Genomic DNA, 23,466 nt, shown 5'->3' on the forward strand with positions numbered 1-23,466 from the left:
GTTGCCTCGATAGTCAAAGGTAAAGAAAGGATTAAATTTTATCAATAGCCGAGGTTACTAAGGGCCTGCCCCTAATTCTTTATTAAGTAATTTAATCCCTCAGGGGAGACAAACCTCTGCAAGGATTAATAAAGTAAAGTGTTCATGATTTCATCGCCATATTGTGAAAAAATAACTAACATTAATAGAAATGTAAAAATAATGACAACATTTAAGAATTGATAAGTAATTGACTTAATGAAGCTAGGTTTTTCATCTAAATGAATGGATTTGATAGTTAAATAGATATTATTAAAAAAAGCAAATAGTAGACTTGTCATAATAATGCTTAATACGAGTAACTTTATATACATGTTATATCTCCCTTTCATCTTTTCTGATAAGGATAGTATAGCCTTTATTGTTGGTGAAAGTGAGTGATAGTCGTATAATTTTATTGAATTTAAATTATTACTCTATTATTGAAAAAAACTTAGCTACCTACCATTGAATTTTTTTGGATGGATGTATTATCAGCTATTGATTGGAAATAACAGATGTTAAAAAGGAGTATGGTGAGATGAAGGCAGTTCTATTTGATGTGGATGATACGTTATATGATCAGGTGATTCCTTTTCAAAAGGCGTATGAAGAATTATTTAAAGGGAGTTTTGAACTTTCAATTGAAGAGTTATATAAACGAAGTCGTTATTATAGTGATGAAGTGTTTGAAGCTACTCAGCGTGGAGAAATGTCGATGGAGGCCATGTATATTTATCGTGTACAAAAAGCCTTTGAGAGTTTTGGTATAAGTGTCACAGATGATGAAGCATTAGAGTTTCAACGACTTTATGCAGGTAATCAAAAGAAATTAGAAATTTCTGAAACGATGCGAACAATCATTGAACTCTGTCAAAAACATGAGATTATGATGGGGGTTATTACAAATGGACCTTCACAGCATCAATGGAATAAAGTGAAGGCATTGAAGGTAATGGAGTTTATTCGAGAGGAATATATCTTCGTCTCAGGAGATATTGGAGTTGCTAAACCGCAAATTGGCATCTTTCAGCATGTAGAGAAAATAATGAACCTTAATCCAGAGGAGACATTATTTATTGGAGATACGTTTCAGAGTGATATTATAGGTGCCAAGGGAGCTGGTTGGAAAGCTATTTGGTTAAACCGCCACCATGCAGAGCATCCAGAAGGGAATATTCAAGCGGATTATTGTATCAATAATGAAGCAGAGCTTTATAAATTAGTGTTAAACTTTATAACTAATGAAGCTATCTAATATAGATAGCTTTTTTTGTCGAGTGACTTCTATTCTTTCATTTACTTTCTATAATTGAAAAGAGGATGAGAGGAGGAACGAGATGAAACTTAAAGAGAAGATGGTAGCTGTCCCTATTATTAAACATCCAATGGTTTATTTGTTGCTTGTCTTAGTTTTTCTGGCGATGTTAAGGACGCCAATTTTATCTGTTTTTTCAAGACCAGAAATGATTTTAATGATATACTTAGGGATATTTTTAATTTTTTCAGTGACAGTTGGATTCAAAGAAATTGGACCTTTCTATAATAAGGGAGGCGGAATCATCAATTTAATTGGAATAACAGGGGCTGTTTATGTCTGTGGGATTTTAGCGGAAAGTTTTACAGGATATTTCTTATCAGCAAATGACCCTCAATTATTGGATCAATATACCTTTCATTTATCTGGGCCATATGTCTTGAATCAGTTAGCACGATATTCACTCGTCGGAATTGGAGAGGAAATTTTTAAATTATGTGTGTTTTTCATCCTGTATTGGCTTGGGGTTAAAGTTAGTAAACATAAGCTTGGTTCATGTATCATTTCCGTGATTGTGACGAGTTTTTTCTTTGGGCTTTTACATAGTAATTATAATTATGATCAGTGGTTGAATATTACGTTGATTATTGGAGTGGGGGCACTTGTTTATTTTTATTTTCTATTTAAGTATCAGACGATTGTGCCATTAATGATTGCTCATGGATTACAAGATTTTTTGGTCTCACTGGAGCATACGGAAGAGTTAACAGGAATTTATTCATTGTTTTTAGTGGGACTCATTTTAATTTGGTTTATTGCTCGATTTGGATTTGGGATTAAAGTAAAGACGGAAAGATGACTGGGTCATCTTTTTTTGATGGAATTTTTTATGAATTTTGATTTTTGTGATTTAAGTTTGATTTAAGGTTGGGAGTTTATAGTAATAACGAAGAGATGAGAAGTTAATACACAAGGAGGAAATAAGAATGTATGTATTGAAAAATGCATTGAAGAGTGTTTCACGCTCCATGGGAAGAAATATTTTAATTGGAATTATTGTTTTAGTCATTTCAATTTCATGTTGTATCGGGCTATCTATTCGCCAAGCTGCGGAAAGTGCAAGAACACAGACGTTAGATTCAATGAGTGTTACTGCTCAAATTTCAGTCGATCGTCAAGCGATGATGCAGCAAATGATGAATAATGGTAATGGTGAAGGTAGATTTGATAAATCAGCATTTACTCAGGTTTCAAGTTTATCAATTGATGAGATGCAAATTTATGCCGAAGCGGATTCGGTTAAATCGTTCTATTATACATCAACGATTTCATTAAATGGAACAGATGAATTTGAAGCTATCTCAACGACAAGTTCACGTTCTGAATCATCGATAGATTCGATGATGGGGAAAGCTGGTATGGAAATGCCAGGAATGGATAGTGGAAAAGGTGGCGGATTCCAAAAAGGTGGAATGGGTGTACAAGGTGATTTCACGATTATTGGATATAGTTCAGATGAAGCGATGACAGACTTTGTAGCAGGAACTTCAACGTTAATAGATGGAAAAATGTTTGAAGAAGGAACAGAGTTATTAGATTGTGTGATTTCAGATGAATTAGCTATTTATAATGATTTAGCTGTAGGAGATACGATTACAGTAGTCAATCCAAATCATGAAGAGGAAATTTATACGTTAAACGTTGTTGGAATTTATAATAACAGTCAATCAACCACTTCAAGTAGTGAAGTGATGCAAGGATTCTCAGCAGCTAGTGATCCAGCGAATCGTATTTATATGAGTTACAACGCTGTTCAGGCGATTGCTAAAGCTTCAGAAGAAGGGGCAGTTGTTTCAACTGATGAAACAACGGGTATGGAAACAACAACGGCTATTCCATCTCAAGTTTCAGGAACATATGTCTTTGCAAATGTTGATGAATATTATACGTTTGAATCAGAAGTACGCGATTTAGGATTAGATGAAACCTATACCGTTTCATCAACTGATTTAGCAGCTTATGAACAAAGTTTATTACCATTAGAAAACTTAAGTCAAATGGCGGGTTATTTCTTAGCCGTTGTGTTTGGAATTGGCGCAATCATTTTAGTGGTTTTAAATATTTTTAATGTTCGTGAACGTAAGTATGAAATTGGAGTTTTAACTGCCATTGGAATGAAAAAAGGGAAAGTTGCGATGCAATTTTTAGTGGAAAGTTTTGTAGTCACATTAGTAGCGTTAGTGATTGGAGCAGGAATTGGGGCGATGTCATCCGTTCCAGTAACAAATACATTATTAGCTTCTCAAATTGAAGCTCAAAGTAATAATATGATGCAAACTGAGGCTTCATTTGGTCGTCCAACATCAGGAGCGATGGGAGGGATGACTGGAATCATTGGTGGTAAAGGGCAGGCGATGGCAGCTGTTGATTATATTTCAAACGTTACGTCAGCCACTGATTTCACGGTATTAATGCAGTTACTAGGAATCGGTATTGTCTTAACGTTAGTTGCAAGTGTTGTTTCGATTATTTTCATTACACGTTATGAACCGTTAAGAATTTTATCAAATCGTGACTAAGGAGTGAGAAGGATGTCAGTTTTAAAGCTTGAGAATATTAGTTTCACTTATGATAAAAAACCAATTTTTAAAAATCTAAACTTGCAGTTTGAAAAAGGAAAAGTTTATGCCATTGTTGGAAAGTCGGGAACTGGGAAAACAACGCTATTATCAGTGCTTTCAGGTTTAGCCGCTCCCACATCAGGAAACGTTTATTATAAAGGCCAAGATGTGGAGAAAATGAATAAGTATGACTTTCGTAGTAAATATGTTGGTGTTGTTTTTCAAAGCTTCAATCTATTAACAAAATTTACAGCTTTTGAGAATGTCAGTTTATCAATGGATATTGCAAACTTTAATGTGAATGATAAGAAACAATATGTGTATGATTTATTAGAAAGTGTTGGATTAGATAGAGAACAGGCTAATAGTCGTATTTTAAAACTATCTGGAGGGCAGCAACAACGTGTCGCCATTGCACGTGCTTTATCTTATCAACCAGAAGTCATTTTAGCAGATGAACCGACTGGAAACTTAGATGGAGAAACAGAGGCTGAAATTATTAAAATTCTAAGGGATTTAGCAAACCAAGGAAAATGTGTCATCATTGTTACTCATACTCCAGCAGTTGCTAAAGCGGCTGATCATATTTATGACTTGTCAAAATTAAAAAATGCAAAATAATAAAAAGAGACGTCTATCATTGAATGGACGTCTCTTTTTGAGTTTAATTGCCGTTAAAGATAAATGAATGGTGTCGATAAAAAATCAATGAGGGTCAAGTTGTTTGATATGTGAAAAGCTCTTGCTTTTTGAGAACATAAAAAGAGAAGTCATATCTAATTTGTTAGATGACTTCTCTTTAAAAAGTTTTTATTTAGGAAGGGTTATCCCCATACTTCTTCTGCAATTTCTCTTACTAAGTTAATTTTTTTCCATTGTTCTTCTTCAGTTAAAATATTACCTTCTTCCGTTGAAGCAAATCCACATTGAGTACTTAAGCATAATCTTTCTAATGGAACGTATTGTGATGCTTCTTTGATTCGGGCAATAATTGTTGATTTATCTTCAGGTGTTGGATATTTAGATGTAATTAGACCAAGAACAACAAGTTTTTCTTCTGATACTTCTTTTAATGGTCTAAAATCTCCAGAACGATCATCGTCAAACTCTAGGTAATATCCATGCACGTTTTCTTTTCCGAATAATGTTTTTGATACTGGTTCGTATCCCCCGCTACTTGCCCATGTTGAGTGGTAGTTTCCGCGACAGACATGTGTTGTTACTACAAGGTCAGCTGGTAAATCTGCAATCGCCTCATTGTTTAATTTTAAGTAAAGTTTTTGTAATTGTTCTAAACCACCTGCAGCATCTGCAAAATATTTTGCGAAATTGCTATCACAAAGCATTCCCCATGTACAGTCATCTAATTGTAGATGACGGCATCCTTCGTTATATAATGCAAGAATAAAGTCATGGTAAGCTTGTGTTAAATCAGCATAAAGTTCCTCACGATTTGGATAAATACGATTAAGATGCTCTTCATTATCTGCTCGAACTAACTCGGCAAAAAATTGTGAAGGGGCAGGAATTGTTTGTCTAACAAGTGCACGATTACCAACTACTTCTTTTAAAAATTTAAAATGGTGGATGAATGGATGAGCTGTAAATTTTATTTTACCGCAAACTCTTGCAGAGTCAGGACGAGTTTCTTCATCATGGAAGATGTATCCTTGGTCCATTGTGTTATGCTCGATTCCATCAAATCCCCACATGAAATCAAGATGCCAATAGCTACGTCGGAACTCCCCGTCTGTTACTGATTTTAATCCCGCTTCAAGTTGTTTTTCCACTAAGTTACGAATACAAGCATCTTCAACTTCTGTAAGTTGTGCTGCACTAATCTCATTTTTTGCAAAAGCTTCACGCGCTGATTTTAACGCTTGTGGACGAAGAAAGCTCCCTACAATATCATATCGAAATGGTGCATGTTTTCTTTGTGTTAATGTATTACTCATATCTTATCCCCCTTGTGATTTGTTATGAGATTACTTTATCACGAAAGGTTAGTTATGTGTTAATACTAATAAATAATGGTAACACATAGATAAAAACTATACCAAAGATTGATAATGTGCAATGTACAGGCGTAAATGTTCTAAATATCGTTCACTCATTTCACTTAACGGATGATCCGTTGGATGGATATATCCAATCTCCATCATTTCATCGCTTTGAAGTGGAATGGATACAATTTCTGTTCCATTTAAGTCACTACTTAAAATACCCGAAGAAATCGTATAACCATTTAACCCGATTAACAGATTAAATAAAGTAGCCCGATCAGAGACGATGATATTTTTAGGACTTTCTATCGTACTGTGTAGCTCCTCAGAAAAATAGAATGAATTATTGATTCCCTGTTCATAGGTAAGTCGTGGGAATTCTTTTAAGTCTTCTAACATCACTTTTTTACGCGTTGCAAGAGGGTTGTTTCGACTGACAAACACATGTGGTTTTGCTGTGAAAAGAGGCACAAATTGCATCTCATCGTTTTGTAAAATTCGTTGAATCACCTCACGGTTAAAATGGCTTAAAAAAATAATTCCTAGCTCACTTCTTTTCGTACGGACATCTTCGATAATATCAAAGGTCCGTGATTCGCGTAGCGAAAATTCATATTTATTTTCTCCATATTCTTTAACTAACGCAACGAAAGCATTCACGACAAAGGCATAGTGCTGTGAAGAGATAGCAAATACTCGTCGCACAGGTGTTTTTAACTTATATTGTTGTTCTAACAATTCCGCCTGCTCAACGACTTGCCTTGCATAAGAGAGAAATTTAATACCATCTTCTGATAAATATACCCCCCGATTATTTCGATAGAAAATAGTAATTCCCATTTCTTTTTCTAAATCGGCAATTGCTTTTGAAAGGCTCGGTTGTGTAATATATAGCTTTTGTGCAGCCGAGCTAATTGAACCCGATTGCACCACTTGAATAATATATTTTAACTGTTGTAAAGTCATATCTTTTCTCCCAATCCAAATTTCAGTTACTATATTTTACCATATAACATTTATGCCGCCAATTCACTGTCAAATGATGAAGTATTTTATAGATGAAAAGATAATACAATATCATAAGTGATTTGAGTGACTGCTTATATAAAAGTTTTTGCTGTTAACTGATAGTTGATTTTATCAATGAAAGTCTACATTTACTCTATTGAGAATATAAGGTAATAGGTTTACAATAAACCTATGAGGTGATCCGATGAAAGGAATTAATATTGCTAAGATGATTGCAACGAAACGAAAAGAAAAGAAGATAACGCAAGATGAATTAGCAAAATATTTAGGTGTTTCTAAAGCGGCAATCTCTAAATGGGAAACCGGTCAGAGTTATCCGGATATTACATTTTTACCGATTTTAGCCTCATATTTTAATGTCAGTATTGATGAGTTAATAGGTTATGAGCCTCAAATGATGAAGGAGGAGATTAAATCTTTGTATCAACGACTTTGTCATGATTTTACGACTCGACCATTTAATGACGTCATTGAGGAATGTCAGGATATCATTCGAAAGTATTATTCGTGTTTTCCTTTATTATTTCAAATGGGCGTTTTAATCATTAATCATAGTATGTTAGATTCTAATCAAACACAAAAATTAAATGAGCAAGCTAAATCGTTATTTGAACGGGTGAAGTTAAATAGTGAGGATGTTGATTTGGCGAAGCAGGCGCAAATGCTTGAGGCGTATTGTTGCTTGCTGTTAAATGAGCCACAAGAAGCTTTAGTGTTATTAGAAGGAAGCCAAAAACCTCAACTATCAGGGGAAGTGTTACAGGCAACAGCCTATCAAATGCTTGGACAACTAGACGAGGCTAAATCGGCTTTACAAATTTCTCTGTTTAAAAGTTTAATTTCGATTGTCGAAGCTTTTCCAATGTTATTGTCATTAGGTGGAGCGGATCAATTTGAAGAGACAGTTTCAAGATTTATGAAGGTAGAAGAAGCTTTTGAATTGCGGAAGTTAAATCCTTATGTTGTTATGCCCATTTTATTAGTGGTAGCACAAGGGTATGTCCAACTTGGAAAAGTGGAAAAGGCACTTGATTACTTAGATGATTATTCAAAGTTATGTACCTATGATTTTTATCCTCTTAAATTTAGAGGCACGCCTTTTTTTGATGTGATTGAAGATTGGTATGAAACATTTGATCTTGGAAATATTGTGCCTCGTGATGAAGTGTTAATAAAAAAAAGCATGAAAGATGCATTATTACAAAATCCAGTCTTCACGGTATTGCATGAAAATGAACGCTTTATCCATTTAGTAAATCGATTAGGAGAGTGAATATAAATGTTAATTGTAACAACAGAAACTATTGTAGGAAAAGAAATTTTAGAAGTGAAGGGATTAGTACGTGGAAGCACGATTCGTTCAAAACATTTAGGGAATGATATTGCAGCGGCTTTTAAAAACTTAGCAGGTGGGGAATTAAATAGCTATAACGATATGCTGACAGAAGCGCGTCAAATTGCGATTGGGCGAATGGTTGAAGATGCTGAGGCAAAAGGAGCAAATGCGATTATTGGGATGCGATTAATGTCATCATCAGTGATGAGTGGAGCAGCAGAAATGGTCGCTTACGGAACAGCTGTGGTCATCAATGATTAAATTGATTATTGGGTGGTATGTCATTAATCTCATTTTCTTTATTATCTTTTTTAGTATTAAGGTTATCGAACGTAAAAAAGAGAAACGAGAAGAACAGAAGAAAGATTATCGAGAATATTAAAAAGCTGAGAACTCTGTCTCAGCTTTTTAATATTGGGCGTATTTATTGATTTTATTTGTTACTAAAATTATTTCAGTTTAAAAAAAGGAAATTCACTTTTCTAGACGTTAGATATAGTATAACGCATTGTAAGTTTATGGTAGAATATGACAAGAAAGGGTGAGAAGATGAGAACGAAAACACAAAAAAATTTTCATAAAGAGATGAAGAGGTATGAGAAAAAACGAAAAAAATCTGGTCAGCAAGATCCATTAAGTTACATTTATAAAGAGAAAAATGATTATATTCCTCCAACAGGAGGGGGGATGAGAATAATCTCTTATTGGTTTATTTTTATGGTTCGTGTTGCATTTATTATTGGCCTTTTATCTTTCACAGGACTGATAGATCCGATACTTAATCGGTTTAAAAAGGAGGATTTGACTACACCAATTCATGAATCATTAATGAATGAACAACAGATCCTTTTTAATTATTTGGATAAGTATGATCACTATATTAACAAGGCACATGAAATTATTGAAAGATATAATGAAGGTAGATTAGAGGAAATCGAAATTTATGCTTTACAAAAAGTTTTAATGGAAAGTATTTCATTTACTGAGGAGGCTCAAAATCCACTGTTAGTTAATTTGAATGAAGCTATTATTATTTATCATGCTAATCTAATTAGTTGGTTAGATACTTTAGTTCATCCTGAGCAAGAAACTATTAATGAATCAATTCTTAAGTTACAAGGGCAACAAAGTCAAGTAATGAATGAATTGGTGAAGGTTTTTGATCAGGCAGGAGTTACTTATCATTATAATGAAGATTTTAGTATTAGTTATCAACGGATGAGTACTAAGGTGGAATAAAGAGGAGGAATCAGAAGATGCATTTAACACCTCAAGAGATGAAGAAGTATGAACAGGCTCTTGAACGTCAACGGAAAGAGATTTGGGAGAAATCTAAAAAAAATCGTTATAAGAAGACATGGTATTATTCTCCGCCATTTTATCAAAGGCTAGGTTATAGGGGACGTAACTGGTGGCGTTTAAATCGAAAGTGGATTGAGTTATTGGCCAGTATAATTGTTGGAATTAGTCTTTATTATTTAGCGATCATTGAATAAAGTCTTTTTATTTTCCCACAATAAAGTTACTAGAAAGGACGTGGCTTTATGAAGGATTTAAATGAGGGGAAAGTTCAGCAATGGCTAGGTTATATGATGATTGGGTGTTTTTGTTGGATTACTTATTTTAATTTTCAAGGCTTTTTTAGAGGAATTGTTGACATGTTTGCAGCATTGCCTTTTTGGTGGTTTTTAATCGTTCTTCCTTTATTTGCGATGTCGGTTGTTTGGTCGATTAGTTTAGGTGAACAGGAGATTAAAGCGTTAGAAGAACAGGTACAAAACAATCAACAAATGATGGCACAACGAGAGCGTTGTTTACGTTTAATTCATTATGATGTGCAACAAATTCCACCGCTTCAGTTTGAATATTATTGTGCTGATTTATTACGGTTACTCGGTTATCAGGAAGTAAAGGTGACGAAGTCCAAAAGAATTAGTGCCCTGACATCTGAGGGGAATCGTGTGTATATTGGGTGTAAGCAAAAAAAGTCAGATGATCTAATTGAACAACATATGCTTGAAAATTTTTATTCAGTGATGAGTCATGATAAAGTGAATGAAGGGATATTTATAACCACTTCTTCTTTCTCACAACAGGCCATAGAATGGGTAAAAGAATGTAAGATTACGTGTATTGATGGGAATACATTGAGTGAACTAATTTTATTTGCAACTCGTGAAAGCCGAGAACAATTAAAGAAATATAGCTTAAGAGAGTAGTTTGTATCGATTTCGGTAAACTTTTGGTGTCATTCCAGTAACCTTTTTAAATGATTTTGTAAAGTAACTCTGATCACTAAAGTGAAGAAGATTTGAAATTTCAAGAAGTGTATGATTTGATCCAATTAAAAGTCGTTTGGCTTCTTCAATTTTTTCTTGCGTAATAAATTCGCTAATAGTCAAATTCATTTCCTTTTTAAATAATCGTGAAAGATAACTTGGACTGAAGTGTAAAGCCTCACAAATATCGTTTAATGAAATATTATTATAAAGATTTTTAGTAATATAAAAGATAGTATCTGAAACTGGACGAGAGGTTTCAGTCGTATTAATTTGGTTTATTCGCGAAGTTAAGTCAATTAAACAGGTCATTTTTAATTGATTGAGTTGATGAATATCCGTTGTTTTTTGTATTTTTTCTAAGTAATAAGTATTAATTTTATAAGCTAAGGCAGTAGGTAACCCTCCCGTCATCGCAGCACGAGAAGCAAGAATGAGTAAGGTGATTACCATCGTTTGCATGGTTTGAATTGGGTCTTCGTTAAGATGATTAATTGCTGCTTCGGTCGGTGTAAGTTTATCAATAATTTTTATTAACTCCGCTGTATTTCCATGCTTTACATAAGAAAGTAGTTCGCGTTCGTAATGTAGCGGGACGAAAGGTTCATGAATTTGGTCATCGATTCGAATATGAGTAAAGTCACTTTGAAGTTTATTTTCCATTTGCTCAATTAGCTGTTCATCATAAAAGTTTTCTTTAAGAACTTCTTCAAAAGTTAGCGGTTCATGATAAATTAAATTATGAATGAGCATCGCTTGATGAATCAATTGATTGAGTGATATTTTTTTATAGCTAATAGGCCCAACGATGAATGTTCCAATCAGTTCACTTTCCTTTATATAGCTTATAAACATGTAAATTTCATCTAATGAATAAAGTTTAATTTGTGGAGTGGTATATATCTTAGTTAAATCAAGCTGATTAAGAACATAATCATCGATTATAAGATCTGAAAAAAGATTTTCTTGTTTACAATTTAGAATGGAAATTGGTAAGTTAGAGGTTTGTTCAATGAGATTTTTAATGTAAGCGATTCGGTTTAATTCTGTGTCAAAATGAGTCATACTTTAACCTCCTGATGTCAAAATTTTTATAAAAAAGTCATTATAATACTAAAAATGTTTAAGGATACATGATAATATTATTCAGGTTCAAATGCAAGTCATTTGGCTTTTTTTATGACAATTAATCATATTGAATATTTTGATGAGGAGTATTAAGATAGGGAGGTTATATAGATGATGCAAGATAATATCTTAGGAACTGAAAAGATTTCTAAGTTATTTATTAAATTCTCGATTCCAGCGATTTTATCATTAACGATTGCTGGGGTTCAAACAATGGTTGATGGGATTTTCTTAGGAAACTTTGTTGGAACGAATGCGATGGCTAGTGTTAATATTGCAGCGCCATTTATGCAGTTAATGATTGGGATGAACTTAATCATTGGAATTGGTGGGGCAAGTTATATTGGGCGTAGTTTAGGTGAAGGTCAAGTTAAACGCGCGCAAGATATTTTTAAATCTGCCTGCCTGTTCATGATTGGTTTATCAATTGTGATTTTAGTTTTAGGATTTACATTTAGTCATCAATTAGCATCATTTTTAGGTGCAAATGATGTGTTGCTTGCTGATTCATCAACGTATATTAAGATTTTAGCGTTATTTGCTCCATTTATCGGACTTTCGTTTATTTTAGGGGTATTTGTTCGTTGTATTGGAAAGCCGAATGTTTATTTAATCAGTTCAGTTGCAAGTCTATTTGCAAATATTATCTTAAATTATGTGTTGATTAAGCAGTTAAAGTTAGGGATTGTTGGGGCACCGATTGCAACAGGATTATCGTTCACAACATCATTCTTAATTGCGGCTATTCCATTTATTAAGAAGAGTGCTGTGTTAAATTTCTTTACAGGGAAATTCAACTGGAAGTTAACAGGACAGTTATTATATAATGGGTCGTCGGAAGGCGTATCATCATTAGCAGCGGCTATTTCAACCTTTGTGTTTAATATGGCGTTTATGAGAATTGCTGGAGAAGTTGGAGTTTCGGCGTTTACAGCGATTGGTTACATTTCATTATTCGCGTCATTAATTGTGTGTGGAGTTTCAGCAGGAATTGGTCCAGTTATTTCTTATAACTACGGTGCGCAGCTACATGATCGTGTGAAGCAAATGATGAATATTTCTTGTAAGATGGCTATGATCATGGGGACATCTTTAGTCGTACTAATCTTCTTATTCGGGAAGTATTTAATTATGATGTTCGTGAGTGATAATGAAGCTGTATTAGATTTAGCATTACACGGTTCGAAAATTTATGCCTTTACGTTCTTCTTTAATGGATTGAACATTTTATTCTCAGGGTATTTTACGTCAATTGGTGATGCGTTATCGTCTATTATTGTGGCTGTTTGTCGCGGTATGATTTTCATTTTATTAGGAATTAGCATCTTACCACAATTCATAGGAATTAGTGGGGTATGGATGACGGTTCCAGTTGCAGAAGTCTTAACATTATTAGTCGTTATCTTCTTATTTAAAAAAGGAAATCTAAAAAAAGCTCCTGAGTTAGTAGAAGCTTAGTAATCAAAAACCTCGTAGATTTTAGTCTACGAGGTTTTTTTGTTGTTCATTTCGATATTGTGAAGGACTCATCCCTTTATGTTTGCGAAAAATCTTTGAAAAGGCAAAGGGATCATTATAGCCCACTCCTTTAGCAACATTAGTAATTGATAAGTTTGTTTTCCTTAGAAGGTCACAGGCTATATTGAGGCGGAAATCCAATAGGTATTCTTGAGGTGAAGTATTAAGCTTTTCTTTAAATATGTTTGTCAAATAGCTTCTGTTAATTCCAACAAACTCGGCAATATCAGCGACTTTAATTGGATTGGAGTAATTACTATGGATATATTGAATTGATTCTTCTAAATAAATTTCACTTCCTTTTGTTTTGTAATGAAGTGTAGATTGATGATTGCTTTCGGCTAGGCAAGATAAAAATTGGTACGTTAGTCCTTGAAGTTGTAGTTCATTGGCATAATTATAATTATTGAGTTCTAACATTTGAAAGACATAGCTTGTGAGTCGTTCAGCGTCTTCAAAACTAAAGATTAAATTTTTTTCATGGAGGTTAGCATAATTCAAATAGTGATCTGCTTTCACCCCATTTACTGCAATCCAAATATATTTCCATGGCTTTTCTTTGTCAGCTTCGTAATAGGTAATATCTCCTGGTAAGATTAAAAAACCTTCATTTTTCTTTAAATGATAAATGTGATTATTAACGTGATAAGTTCCCTCACCATCAAGAATGTAATGAATGAGATATTCAGCACGAACAGCAGGTCCATAACTATACCCTGGATGACACTGTTCAAGTCCGCAATAACATAAAAATAAATCTAATGAATTTTTTTTTAATGGCTCTAAGTAGGTTACATTTTCTTCTTTAATGTATTTTAAATTATCCATTTTCTAGATTCCCCCCGAATGGATCATGAGCTTATTTCTTAATGAAACTATATCAAAAAGAAATGTCTCTTTTTTATTATGTTTGTAATCAGTAAAGATGTAGTAATTATTTTACTCACATAAATAATATGATTTTTAATTATTCTCACATTTATACATAAAGGGCTTACATCAGACCATGTTTTTTACTATGTAAATATAATATCATATCTCCGTAAGCCTTTACAGAAAGTTTTTAATAAAAATATTTGTTAATTTAAATGAATATTTGAGGTTATATTTAGTAAAAACATTTTATGTAGCTTTATTGAATGAAATAAAAGGTAGTGGCCTTTTATTAACTATTGAGGGGGTTATATCTATGAAGAAAAACTTTAAGAAATTATTAGGCGCAGTAGGTTTAACATCAATTTTTGTATCAACTTTAGTTGGATGTAGTAATAGTGGTGATGAAGCATCATCTTCAAATGGGGGCTCAACGATAACATATTCAATTTGGGATAAAGGGCAAGAGCCAGGTATGAGAGCAATCGCAGATGCATTTGAAGAAAAAAATCCTGGTATTAAGGTGAATGTCGAAGTGACACCTTGGGATCAATACTGGACAAAGCTTGAAGCTGCTGCCACTGGTGGAACGATGCCAGATGTATTTTGGATGCATTCAAGCCAACATATCCGTTATGCACAAAGCGGAATGTTAATGGATTTAAATGAAGTCATCGAAAAGAGTGACGTATTAGATATGGATAATTTTTATCAAGGGGTTGTTGATTTATATAACGTAGATGGAAAACAAATTGCTATTCCAAAAGATGTTTCAACGATTCCATTATGGTATAACAAAACATTATTTGATGAAGCGGGTGTAGAGTATCCAAATGAAAATTGGACATGGGATGATTTATTAGAAGCTGCTCATCAGTTAACAGATACTGAGAAAGGTATTTATGGATTAAATGCGCCATTAAATACTGAGGAAAATTTCTTTAACTATGTGTATCAAAATGGTGGAGATATTTTAATTAATGATAAAAAAGAATCAGGATATTCTTTGGAGAAAACAAAGGAAACTTTAGAGTGGTATTTAAATTTAAGTACTGTCGAAAAAGTGTCTCCATCTCAAACACAATTTGCTGAGAATGGAAACTCAACATTATTTACGTCTGGAAAAGTAGCAATGGGATTATTCGGATCATGGGCATATAATGATTTTACTGCAAATGACTATGTAGCTGAAAACTGTGCCGTAACCATTTTACCTGAAGGGCCTGCTGGTCGTGCCACTATTTATAACGGATTAGGAAATGCAGTGGCAGCAAATACAAAAAATAAAGATGCAGCTGTTAAATTTATTGAATTTTTAGGATCTGAAGAGGCAAATATGATTCAAGCAGAATATAAATCGGCAATTCCAGCTTATCTTGATGCTCAACAAGCATGGGTTGAAGCAACAACACAGGGGAATTTTGAGACTCAAGGCTTAGTTGATATGTTAGATTATGGATATATTAAGCCATATACAAAAAGTACAGCTAAGTGGGAAAAAGTTGAAATGGAGATTTTAAGAAAATTATGGGCAGAAGAACTAACAGTTGACGAAGCTTGTGATCAATTAGTTACAGAAATCAATAAAATTTTAGCTGAAGATTAAGAGTAAATTGAAGGTAACCATTCGATTGAGTGGTTACCTATTAAAAAATAAGCGGAGGGGGATCCTATGTCAATTGCAGTGAAAAAGCAAACAAAAGCAAGAAGTACCGCTAAGATGAAGAATGCAAAATATAATGAATGGATGTGGGCCTATCTTTTAATTGCTCCAACCATTTTAGGGTTAATTATTTTAAATATGATTCCAGTTATTGAAACATTGATTTTAAGTTTCCAAAAGACAGGCGATTTTGGTGCGAATACTTGGGCAGGTCTCGAGAACTATAAACGTTTATTTAGTGATCCTGCTGTTTGGCAAGCAACAGGAAATACATTAAAGTATGCGTTGATTGTTGTTCCACTTACGGTGGCTCTTTCTTTAATTGTCGCTGTTTTGTTAAATCAAAAAATTAAAGGAAAAAGTATTTATCGCGTCATTTATTTCTTACCAATGGTTGCTGCCCCAGCAGCCGTTGCGATGGTGTGGAAATGGTTATTTAACTCAGAGTTTGGATTAATTAACTATTTATTAAGTTTAGTTGGAATCCAAGGACCTCAATGGGTGAGTGACCCAAACTTTGCGTTAATTGCGATTGCGATTGTCGGAATTTGGAGTGCGATTGGATATAATATGATTTTATTATTAGCGGGACTTCAAGAAATTCCAAAAGACTATTATGAAGCCGCAAGTATTGATGGAGCAGGACCAATTCGTCAATTCTTTACGGTTACATTACCGCTTGTCTCTCCAACACTGTATTTTGTTGTAGTAACGAGCATTATTAGTGCAATGCAAGTGTTCGATACCATTTTCATGATGATTGATAAAACAAGTGTTGCCCTTGAAAATACCCAATCATTAGTTTATTTATTCTATCAGCATTCATTTACGGTTAATGATAAAGGATATGGTTCAGCGATTATTATGTTACTGCTAGCCATCATTATGATTATTACATTTATTCAATCAAAGGTTGAAAAGAAATGGGTACATTATTAAGAGAGTAGGGGGGACTAGTTATGAAAAAGAAAAAAATCAACAAGGGAAATCTTATTGTTCATCTTGTATTGATTATTGGTTCAGTTATTATGATTTTACCATTTGCGTGGATGATTTTAACTTCATTTAAAACGTTAGCCGAATCAACTCAAATGCCACCGAAAATTTTCCCAGATACATTGCAGTTTAGTAACTATACAGAAGTTATGCGTTTATTGCCTTTCGATAAGTTTTATATTAATACGATTTTAATGTTATTATTCCGTGTGATTGGTTCAGTTTTATTTAGTGCCATGGCTGCTTATGCTTTTGCCCGTCTAAACTTCCCAGGGAAAAACTTTTTCTTTTCATTAGTTTTATTACAGATGATGGTTCCGGGGCAACTTTTCATTATTCCTCAGTTTTTATTAGTTCAAAAATTAGGACTATTAAATACAGTAACAGCTTTAGTGATTCCTGGTATTGTTAGTGCCTTTGGGACTTTCTTACTTCGTCAGTTCTTTATGGGAATTCCGAAAGAACTTGAAGAAGCAGCTAAACTAGATGGCTGTAGCATCGGACGAACATTTTTTAGTATCATGTTACCTTTAGCGAATTCAGGGTTAGTAGCATTAGGAATTTTTACAGCGTTATTTGCATTTAAAGATTTAATGTGGCCATTAATCGTTAATATGTCAATTGATAAGATGACGTTATCGGCTGGCTTAGCATCATTACAAGGGCAATTCTCAACAAACTTCCCACAATTAATGGCAGGATCATTGCTCGCTGTTTGGCCAATGTTATTAATCTTTGTGATTTTCCAACGCAAGTTTATTGAAGGAATTGCGACAACAGGTGGAAAATTATAATCAAAATGAATAGTTAAAAAGACATGTTTAATTACATGTTTTTTTTAGAAGGAGAGATGATCAGAGAGAGGATCTGAATTTGAGATAAAGTTCAAGCAGACATTATTAAGATTCAGAGAGGTAAGGTTGGTTTTTGTTGTTCGTCGGGATTAAGGTTTTAGTTATTCAATTAAAAGGATCTTTCTTTAAAATGTCATAATGTTAGATAGATTAGTTTAATGGTTAAAGAGATGTGTTGATTTGATGGAGTATGGGAAATGTTATAATGTGAAAAATATATGTCTTTATGTGAGATTTTCTCTTGAGTTTTTATTATCACTAAAAATTTACTAAAAAATGATTGAATAAAGAAGAGGGCTATATTATAATCAATTTAGAAAACGTTATCTAAAAGAGGGAGTAACGTTGAGAGGAGAAAAAGTATGGGATTTTTAATTGATGAAAAACGATTAGTTTTTGGTGTAGAAACTGCTAAAACAACATATGCATTCGCAGTAGATAACTTAGGTTTATTACGCCATTTATACTGGGGGCCAAAGTTAAATGGTTTAGAAGATTTTGAAGTGCCTGAATTATCAGAATTATCAAGTAATGATCCAATTCTTGATTTAACAGATGAGGAGTATCCAGTTTTCGGTGGAATGCGTTATAAAGAAAACTGTTTAAAAGTAATTTTTGCTGATGGAACTCGTGATATTGAATATAAGTATGTAGGCTACACACAAACTGAAGAGGAGTTAATCATCCATTTAAAGGATGTGTACTATGACTTTGAATTCAATTTACATTATAAAACGTATGAGGAACAAGATTTAATTGAGCGTACTGTGTCTGTTAAAAATAATACACAAGCCGTTGTAGAGATTGAAAAAATTCATAGTGCTCAAATTCATATTCCTTATCAAGATTTAACACTAACATCTTCTCATGGACGTTGGTTAGCGGAGTTTCAAGAGTTTAAGCAACCATTAGGACAAGGGAAAATTATTTTAGAAAACCGTCGTGGTATTTCAACGCATAATCATAATCCGTTCTTCATTTTAGATCGTCACGCGACTGAAACTGAAGGTGAAGTGTACTTTGGGATTTTAAAATTAAGTGGGAATTTCTCAACTATTATTGAGCCACGTCCTTATGGGGGAACCTTAGTTCAAATGGGAATTAATCCTCATGATTGCTTAGTTACGTTACAACCAGGTGAAGAGTTTGTTGCGCCAGCGATGTTGTTTGGTTATACAAATGAAGGGTTTGAGGCGATGAGTCATCACATGCATGATTATGCTAAACAAAATGTGCTTCGTGAAGGTGTTCGTCCGGTTCTTTATAACTCATGGGAAGCAACTGAGTTTGACGTGCATTGTGATGAGCAAATTGCCTTAGCTAAAAAGGCGAAAGAAATGGGTGTTGAGTTATTTGTTATCGATGATGGTTGGTTTGGTGAGCGCCATAGTGATGCAGATGGTTTAGGTGACTGGTATGTGAACGAAGATAAATTCCCAGAAGGATTAAATCCGTTAATTCATGCGGTTAAGGACATGGGAATGATGTTTGGTATTTGGATTGAGCCAGAGATGGTGAACCCGCCAACACAATTATTAAAAGATCATCCAGATTGGATTTATCATTTCAAAAATCGTGTAAATGATACATCTCGTAACCAAATGGTCTTAAACGTGACATTACCAGAAGTACAAGAGTTCATTTTTAATATGATTGATGACTTATTATCTAAATATGAGATTGATTATATTAAATGGGATGCGAACCGTCCGATTTCACAAACAGGAGTGTCACGTGATATGTGGCTTCGTCATATTGAGGCTGTATATGACATTGCACGTCGTGTCAAAGCAAAATATCCTCATTTATTATTAGAAGCCTGTGCCTCAGGTGGTGGCCGTGTCGACTATGGAATGTTAGAGTCATCATTTGATGATTTTTGGACAAGTGATAACACGGATGCCTATGATCGCTTAACAATTCAAAATACATATTCATACGTTTATCCAGTTAAAGCGATGCGTGCATGGGTAACAGACGCTAATAATCGTTCAACAATCCCATTAACATTCAAATTCCATAGTGCCATGATGGGAACATTAGGAATGGGATGTAATATTTTAAAGTTCACTGATGAAGACATGAAGTTATCAGCAGAGTTAATTGAACAATATAAACAAATTCGTGAAGTCGTGCAAAACGGGGACTTCTATCGTTTACAACATACGTCTAGCAACAACTATTATTGCTATGAGTATGCGAATGAAACAGAAGCTGCATTATTCGTATTCTTACCACAAACACAAATCTCTCGTACTGGAGTGCGCGTGAAATTACGTGGATTAGATGCTAATGCACAATATACCTTTACATTAGCTGGAACTGAAATGAAAAAATCAGGATCATATTTAATGAACCATGGAATTGATGTGAAATTAAGCGGGGACTACGCAAGTACGATTATTAAATTTAAAAAAGCATAATAAAACTCAAAAGAGTGTTGTTTGATGCAACACTCTTTTTTCATTAAATGAGACGGAGATGTTAATAGAATCTCGGAATAATCTGCTTAAGCAAAAGATCATTCGAATACTAGACTAAATACAATTTGAACGATTATTTTAGTATAATACTTTTTATTTATATCACTATAAAAGGATAAAATAAGATAAAACATGGCGTAGATTGTTTTTGAATATGACCTGTTAACGTTTTAAAAATACCTCACGTAAATTAAAGTAAAATTAATCTATTTTTATTAGTAAAAAAAATACTTTTTTAGTACAATAGCTATTGTAAAACGATTTCAAATATAGTATATTATTAGCATGAGAGGTTTGAAAACGATTGTAACCCAAGAGAGGGACAGGTTGTAAAAGTTAAAAAAGGAGAGGTTAAAATGCAACTAACTGCAAAGGCAAAGTACTCTTATGGAATAGGGGCACTAGGTAAAGACTTAGTTTACGGTATTGTTGGTACTTACTTAATGATTTATTTTACTGATACGATTGGTTTAGCGCCTGCATTCGTCGGGACACTTTTCTTAATCGCACGTATTTGGGATACGGTCAATGACCCGATGATGGGGATGGTCGTTGATAATACGAGAACAAAATGGGGGAAATTTAGACCATGGATTTTAATCGGTACGATTATTAATGCTATCGTATTATTCTTCTTATTCAAAAAACCAGATTTAGATGGATTACCATTATATGCATATTTCTCAGTGATGTATATTTTATGGGGAATGACTTACACAATTATGGATATTCCTTATTGGTCAATGATTCCATCTTTAACACAAGATAAAGCTGAACGTGAAAAAGTGGCGGTAATTCCTCGTATTTTCGCTAGTATTGGTGGATTAACAATCGGGACATTCGGTTTAACTTTCGTTGCTAAATTAGGGCAAGGGAATGATGTAAAAGGATATGAATCATTAGCATTTATTATCGCTGTTATCTTCATCGTTTCTTCTTTAATAACATGTATTAATGTCAAAGAGCCTTCAACAAAAACAGCAGATAAAACAACAAAAAAAGCTGAGCGTGTGACATTAAAACAAACATTTAAAATTATTGGTCAAAATGATCAATTAAAAGTGTTCATCGGTGTTGTTTTATGTATGAACTTAATGTTACAGCTTTTAGGTGGGATGGCGCTTTACTACTTCAAGTATGCAACAGGTAATGAAGGAATGTTTAAAATTTACAACGGATTTGCCGGGTTTGCAGAAATTGGTGGATTATTATTATTCCCAATCTTAGCTCAAAAAATTGGACGTCAAAAGTTATTCAAAGTAGGATGTTTCGTTCCTGTGATTGGATTAATTGGATTATTAGTTTCTGGAATTTGGGCTCCCGATAATGCATTATTAGTTATCTTATCTGCATTATTAGTACGTGGTGGAGGCGGATTCGTCTTAGCTTCTACAACAGTTATGTTAGCTGATGTTGTTGACTATGGTGAATATAAACTTGGAACACGTAATGAAAGTATTATTTTCTCTTGTCAAACATTATTAGTAAAATCAGCATCTGCTTTCAGTGGATGGGCAATTGGTGTTGGATTACAAATGATGGGATATGTAGCGAACCAAGAGCAATCTGCTGGAACTATTATGGGAATGCGCAGTTTAATGACGATTGCACCAATTATCTTTATTGTTTTATGCTTCGCTATTTATAAAAAATACTATAAATTAAATGGTGACTTCCATGAAGAAGTTCTTAATGAATTAGAAGCTCGTAATAACTTAAAAGAATTAGAAGCTCGTAATAACTTAAAAGAATTAGAAGCTCGTCATCATTCAGGTGTTGAATTAAAGGGAGCTGCAGTGCAAGCATAGTAAATGAAATCAGCGGATTCTTATCCGCTGATTTTTTTGATTCAAGTTGTATTTCCTTATTGTATATAAGCCCCGATAAGTTTTTCATATGACAAAAAACTTTTATCTGGACTATAGGGAGCTTTCGTCTTAAATCGGTTAAGCAACTAAGAATAATTCAAAATTATAAAATACATTTCGGGCTCTATATAGATTGAGGATAGCAGCGGTGAAATTATAAAAATTACCACTGCGTATATAGTTGTTAAAGAAAAATGTGAAAATGATGGAATCGGCTCAGTTTTATTAGCAGGAAGGCTACTTCTCTCTTTGATGGGGCAACATATTGTTCCTTGGTTTTAGTTAAAAGTATTTGAGCTTTGGAATTGATAGGGAGTGTCGAAGTAATCAATGAATTCCAAATTAATAAAGTAAAATTTTATGCAAGATTCCTAGAAATTATGTATGGATTCACAACTGTTTTTCCGACATTTGAAGGAGAATTTGAGGTGAAGTGTGTCAAAAAGTTGTGATATCGATGTTGTAAACGGTTAACTATTGCGTCGTTTGAATGGTTTTACAAGAAGTTAGATTTTCAAACAAGAGTGTAAATGCTAAAATGTTGTTATATGTTAAATCTTGTTTAACAGGGGGGATATACGATGAGAGTATACGAATTTGCTAGAAATTATGGGGTGACAAGCAAGGAGCTTGTAGCCATTTGTCATGAAATCGGAATTGAAGTTAAAGCTCAGTCTAAATTAGATGAAACACAGTTAGCAACATTAAGCCGTCATATTTGTCGTGGAAAAGATACGAATGAAACTATTGAAACAACACCTAAAGTAGTGAAGAAGTCAAGGGAGGCTAAGACTATTGCTTATGTCGTGACTGAATGTGAACCATTTACTTCGTTAGGAGAATTGGGAAAAACAGCTGCCGCTTTTGCAACTCAAACAATTAAAGACGGTCGCTCATTAATCATTGCTTTACCTAAGTATAAAGAAATTACGGAAGTTTACGGAACGACTATGGAATGGTTAATGGACTTACCAATTAAAGTAGGATCGACAGAAGCTCGAGCTTCTCTTTTTAAATTAGTTCAAGATTCAGTGACTTATTTATTTATCGGAAATGATAGATATTTTACGCGTGAAGAGATTTATGGCTATGAAGATGATGCTGAGCGCTTCGCCTTTTTCAATCGTGCAGTGCTTGAAGCTCTTCCATATCTAGGAACAAAAATTTCAGAAATTTATGTGAATGATTGGCATACAAGTATGATTCCACTAATTTTAAATGTCGATTATAAATATCATTCATTCTATCAAAAGGTAAAAACGACGTTAAACATTCATAACTTAGAATATCAAGGATGGTATAGCGTCGATATTTTACCAAATGTACTTGGAATTAGTCGACAATACTATGACAACGGATTAACGCGCATGGGAGATTCAGTGAACTTACTAAAGAGTGGAATTGAAACAGCAACTCGTATTCAATTAAATGAAATAAGTACAGAGCAACTAAAACTACCTCAAATGCATGAGAGTGGAATTGCCTCTGTCATTGAAGGGAAATTAAATAATAAAGCATCTTAATGTTGTATCATTAGAC

General features: G+C 33.7%; 22 protein-coding genes. 17 read left to right on the plus strand and 5 right to left on the minus strand.

Going from position 1 to position 23,466, the window contains the following annotated elements; genetic code table 11:
* Nucleotides 1-125: 125 nt before the first annotated feature.
* Nucleotides 126-353, minus strand: coding sequence for a hypothetical protein (locus J0J69_RS12055; protein ID WP_212724910.1), 228 nt, complete (start codon nucleotides 351-353; stop codon nucleotides 126-128).
* A 206-nt stretch (nucleotides 354-559) separates the two neighbouring features.
* Here J0J69_RS12055 and J0J69_RS12060 point away from each other — a divergent pair, with 206 nt between their 5' ends.
* The 4 genes from J0J69_RS12060 (at nucleotide 560) to J0J69_RS12075 (ending at nucleotide 4,518) form a co-directional block, all read left to right on the plus strand.
* On the plus strand, nucleotides 560-1,276 hold the full coding sequence (locus J0J69_RS12060) for an HAD family hydrolase (protein WP_055276920.1): 717 nt from the start codon (nucleotides 560-562) through the stop codon (nucleotides 1,274-1,276).
* An 82-nt stretch (nucleotides 1,277-1,358) separates the two neighbouring features.
* On the plus strand, nucleotides 1,359-2,135 hold the full coding sequence (locus J0J69_RS12065; RefSeq protein WP_212724909.1) for a CPBP family intramembrane glutamic endopeptidase: 777 nt from the start codon (nucleotides 1,359-1,361) through the stop codon (nucleotides 2,133-2,135).
* Between the two features lie 127 nt (nucleotides 2,136-2,262).
* Nucleotides 2,263-3,855, plus strand: coding sequence for an ABC transporter permease (locus J0J69_RS12070; RefSeq protein WP_212724908.1), 1,593 nt, complete (start codon nucleotides 2,263-2,265; stop codon nucleotides 3,853-3,855).
* A 12-nt stretch (nucleotides 3,856-3,867) separates the two neighbouring features.
* Nucleotides 3,868-4,518 carry an ABC transporter ATP-binding protein gene (locus tag J0J69_RS12075; protein WP_055244269.1) on the plus strand — a complete coding sequence of 217 codons (651 nt, stop codon included), beginning with the start codon at nucleotides 3,868-3,870 and terminating at the stop codon, nucleotides 4,516-4,518.
* A 203-nt stretch (nucleotides 4,519-4,721) separates the two neighbouring features.
* Here J0J69_RS12075 and J0J69_RS12080 read toward each other — a convergent pair whose 3' ends face one another.
* Together J0J69_RS12080 and J0J69_RS12085 are read right to left on the minus strand one after the other, a co-directional pair.
* Nucleotides 4,722-5,852 carry a 5-methyltetrahydropteroyltriglutamate--homocysteine S-methyltransferase gene (locus tag J0J69_RS12080; RefSeq protein WP_212723764.1) on the minus strand — a complete coding sequence of 377 codons (1,131 nt, stop codon included), beginning with the start codon at nucleotides 5,850-5,852 and terminating at the stop codon, nucleotides 4,722-4,724.
* A 96-nt stretch (nucleotides 5,853-5,948) separates the two neighbouring features.
* Nucleotides 5,949-6,866: a LysR family transcriptional regulator gene (locus tag J0J69_RS12085; protein WP_212723763.1), complete on the minus strand. Its 918-nt coding sequence runs from the start codon at nucleotides 6,864-6,866 to the stop codon at nucleotides 5,949-5,951.
* A gap of 247 nt (nucleotides 6,867-7,113) precedes the next feature.
* Between J0J69_RS12085 and J0J69_RS12090 the strand changes: the two genes are divergently transcribed.
* From J0J69_RS12090 to J0J69_RS12115, 6 genes are all read left to right on the plus strand, one after another.
* Nucleotides 7,114-8,202, plus strand: coding sequence for a helix-turn-helix domain-containing protein (locus J0J69_RS12090; RefSeq protein WP_212723762.1), 1,089 nt, complete (start codon nucleotides 7,114-7,116; stop codon nucleotides 8,200-8,202).
* A gap of 6 nt (nucleotides 8,203-8,208) precedes the next feature.
* Complete coding sequence (locus J0J69_RS12095; RefSeq protein ID WP_055244261.1) at nucleotides 8,209-8,526, plus strand: heavy metal-binding domain-containing protein; 318 nt, start codon at nucleotides 8,209-8,211, stop codon at nucleotides 8,524-8,526.
* A complete protein-coding gene (locus tag J0J69_RS12100; protein WP_256637881.1) occupies nucleotides 8,519-8,647 on the plus strand; it encodes a hypothetical protein in 129 nt (42 codons plus the stop codon). The genes J0J69_RS12095 and J0J69_RS12100 overlap by 8 nt, the downstream gene beginning before the upstream one ends.
* A gap of 167 nt (nucleotides 8,648-8,814) precedes the next feature.
* Entirely contained in the window at nucleotides 8,815-9,504 is a 690-nt protein-coding gene (locus tag J0J69_RS12105; protein ID WP_212723761.1) for a hypothetical protein, read from the plus strand.
* A 17-nt stretch (nucleotides 9,505-9,521) separates the two neighbouring features.
* Entirely contained in the window at nucleotides 9,522-9,761 is a 240-nt protein-coding gene (locus tag J0J69_RS12110; protein WP_212723760.1) for a hypothetical protein, read from the plus strand.
* A gap of 48 nt (nucleotides 9,762-9,809) precedes the next feature.
* Nucleotides 9,810-10,484: a restriction endonuclease gene (locus J0J69_RS12115; RefSeq protein WP_212724906.1), complete on the plus strand. Its 675-nt coding sequence runs from the start codon at nucleotides 9,810-9,812 to the stop codon at nucleotides 10,482-10,484.
* Here the strand turns inward: J0J69_RS12115 and J0J69_RS12120 are convergent.
* On the minus strand, nucleotides 10,473-11,609 hold the full coding sequence (locus J0J69_RS12120) for an AraC family transcriptional regulator (protein ID WP_212724905.1): 1,137 nt from the start codon (nucleotides 11,607-11,609) through the stop codon (nucleotides 10,473-10,475). The two genes, J0J69_RS12115 and J0J69_RS12120, sit on opposite strands and share 12 nt — an antisense overlap.
* A 174-nt stretch (nucleotides 11,610-11,783) precedes the next feature.
* Between J0J69_RS12120 and J0J69_RS12125 the strand changes: the two genes are divergently transcribed.
* Entirely contained in the window at nucleotides 11,784-13,130 is a 1,347-nt protein-coding gene (locus J0J69_RS12125) for an MATE family efflux transporter (protein ID WP_212724904.1), read from the plus strand.
* A gap of 21 nt (nucleotides 13,131-13,151) precedes the next feature.
* Here J0J69_RS12125 and J0J69_RS12130 read toward each other — a convergent pair whose 3' ends face one another.
* Entirely contained in the window at nucleotides 13,152-14,018 is an 867-nt protein-coding gene (locus J0J69_RS12130) for an AraC family transcriptional regulator (RefSeq protein ID WP_212724903.1), read from the minus strand.
* Nucleotides 14,019-14,379: 361 nt separating this feature from the next.
* Between J0J69_RS12130 and J0J69_RS12135 the strand changes: the two genes are divergently transcribed.
* The 6 genes from J0J69_RS12135 to J0J69_RS12160 all read left to right on the plus strand — a co-directional run bounded on the left by J0J69_RS12135 (nucleotide 14,380) and on the right by J0J69_RS12160 (nucleotide 23,450).
* A complete protein-coding gene (locus J0J69_RS12135; RefSeq protein WP_212724902.1) occupies nucleotides 14,380-15,669 on the plus strand; it encodes an ABC transporter substrate-binding protein in 1,290 nt (429 codons plus the stop codon).
* Nucleotides 15,670-15,735: 66 nt separating this feature from the next.
* On the plus strand, nucleotides 15,736-16,665 hold the full coding sequence (locus tag J0J69_RS12140; RefSeq protein ID WP_237252331.1) for a carbohydrate ABC transporter permease: 930 nt from the start codon (nucleotides 15,736-15,738) through the stop codon (nucleotides 16,663-16,665).
* A 20-nt stretch (nucleotides 16,666-16,685) separates the two neighbouring features.
* Nucleotides 16,686-17,516 carry a carbohydrate ABC transporter permease gene (locus tag J0J69_RS12145; RefSeq protein WP_212724901.1) on the plus strand — a complete coding sequence of 277 codons (831 nt, stop codon included), beginning with the start codon at nucleotides 16,686-16,688 and terminating at the stop codon, nucleotides 17,514-17,516.
* A 422-nt stretch (nucleotides 17,517-17,938) separates the two neighbouring features.
* Nucleotides 17,939-19,999 carry an alpha-galactosidase gene (locus J0J69_RS12150; protein ID WP_212724900.1) on the plus strand — a complete coding sequence of 687 codons (2,061 nt, stop codon included), beginning with the start codon at nucleotides 17,939-17,941 and terminating at the stop codon, nucleotides 19,997-19,999.
* Between the two features lie 416 nt (nucleotides 20,000-20,415).
* Nucleotides 20,416-21,867: a melibiose:sodium transporter MelB gene (melB, locus tag J0J69_RS12155; RefSeq protein WP_212724899.1), complete on the plus strand. Its 1,452-nt coding sequence runs from the start codon at nucleotides 20,416-20,418 to the stop codon at nucleotides 21,865-21,867.
* A gap of 641 nt (nucleotides 21,868-22,508) precedes the next feature.
* Nucleotides 22,509-23,450: a translation initiation factor IF-2 N-terminal domain-containing protein gene (locus tag J0J69_RS12160; protein ID WP_212724898.1), complete on the plus strand. Its 942-nt coding sequence runs from the start codon at nucleotides 22,509-22,511 to the stop codon at nucleotides 23,448-23,450.
* Nucleotides 23,451-23,466 lie beyond the last annotated feature (16 nt).

Source organism: Turicibacter bilis (genome assembly GCF_024499055.1).
In the GTDB taxonomy this organism is placed as follows: domain Bacteria; phylum Bacillota_I; class Bacilli_A; order MOL361; family Turicibacteraceae; genus Turicibacter; species Turicibacter bilis.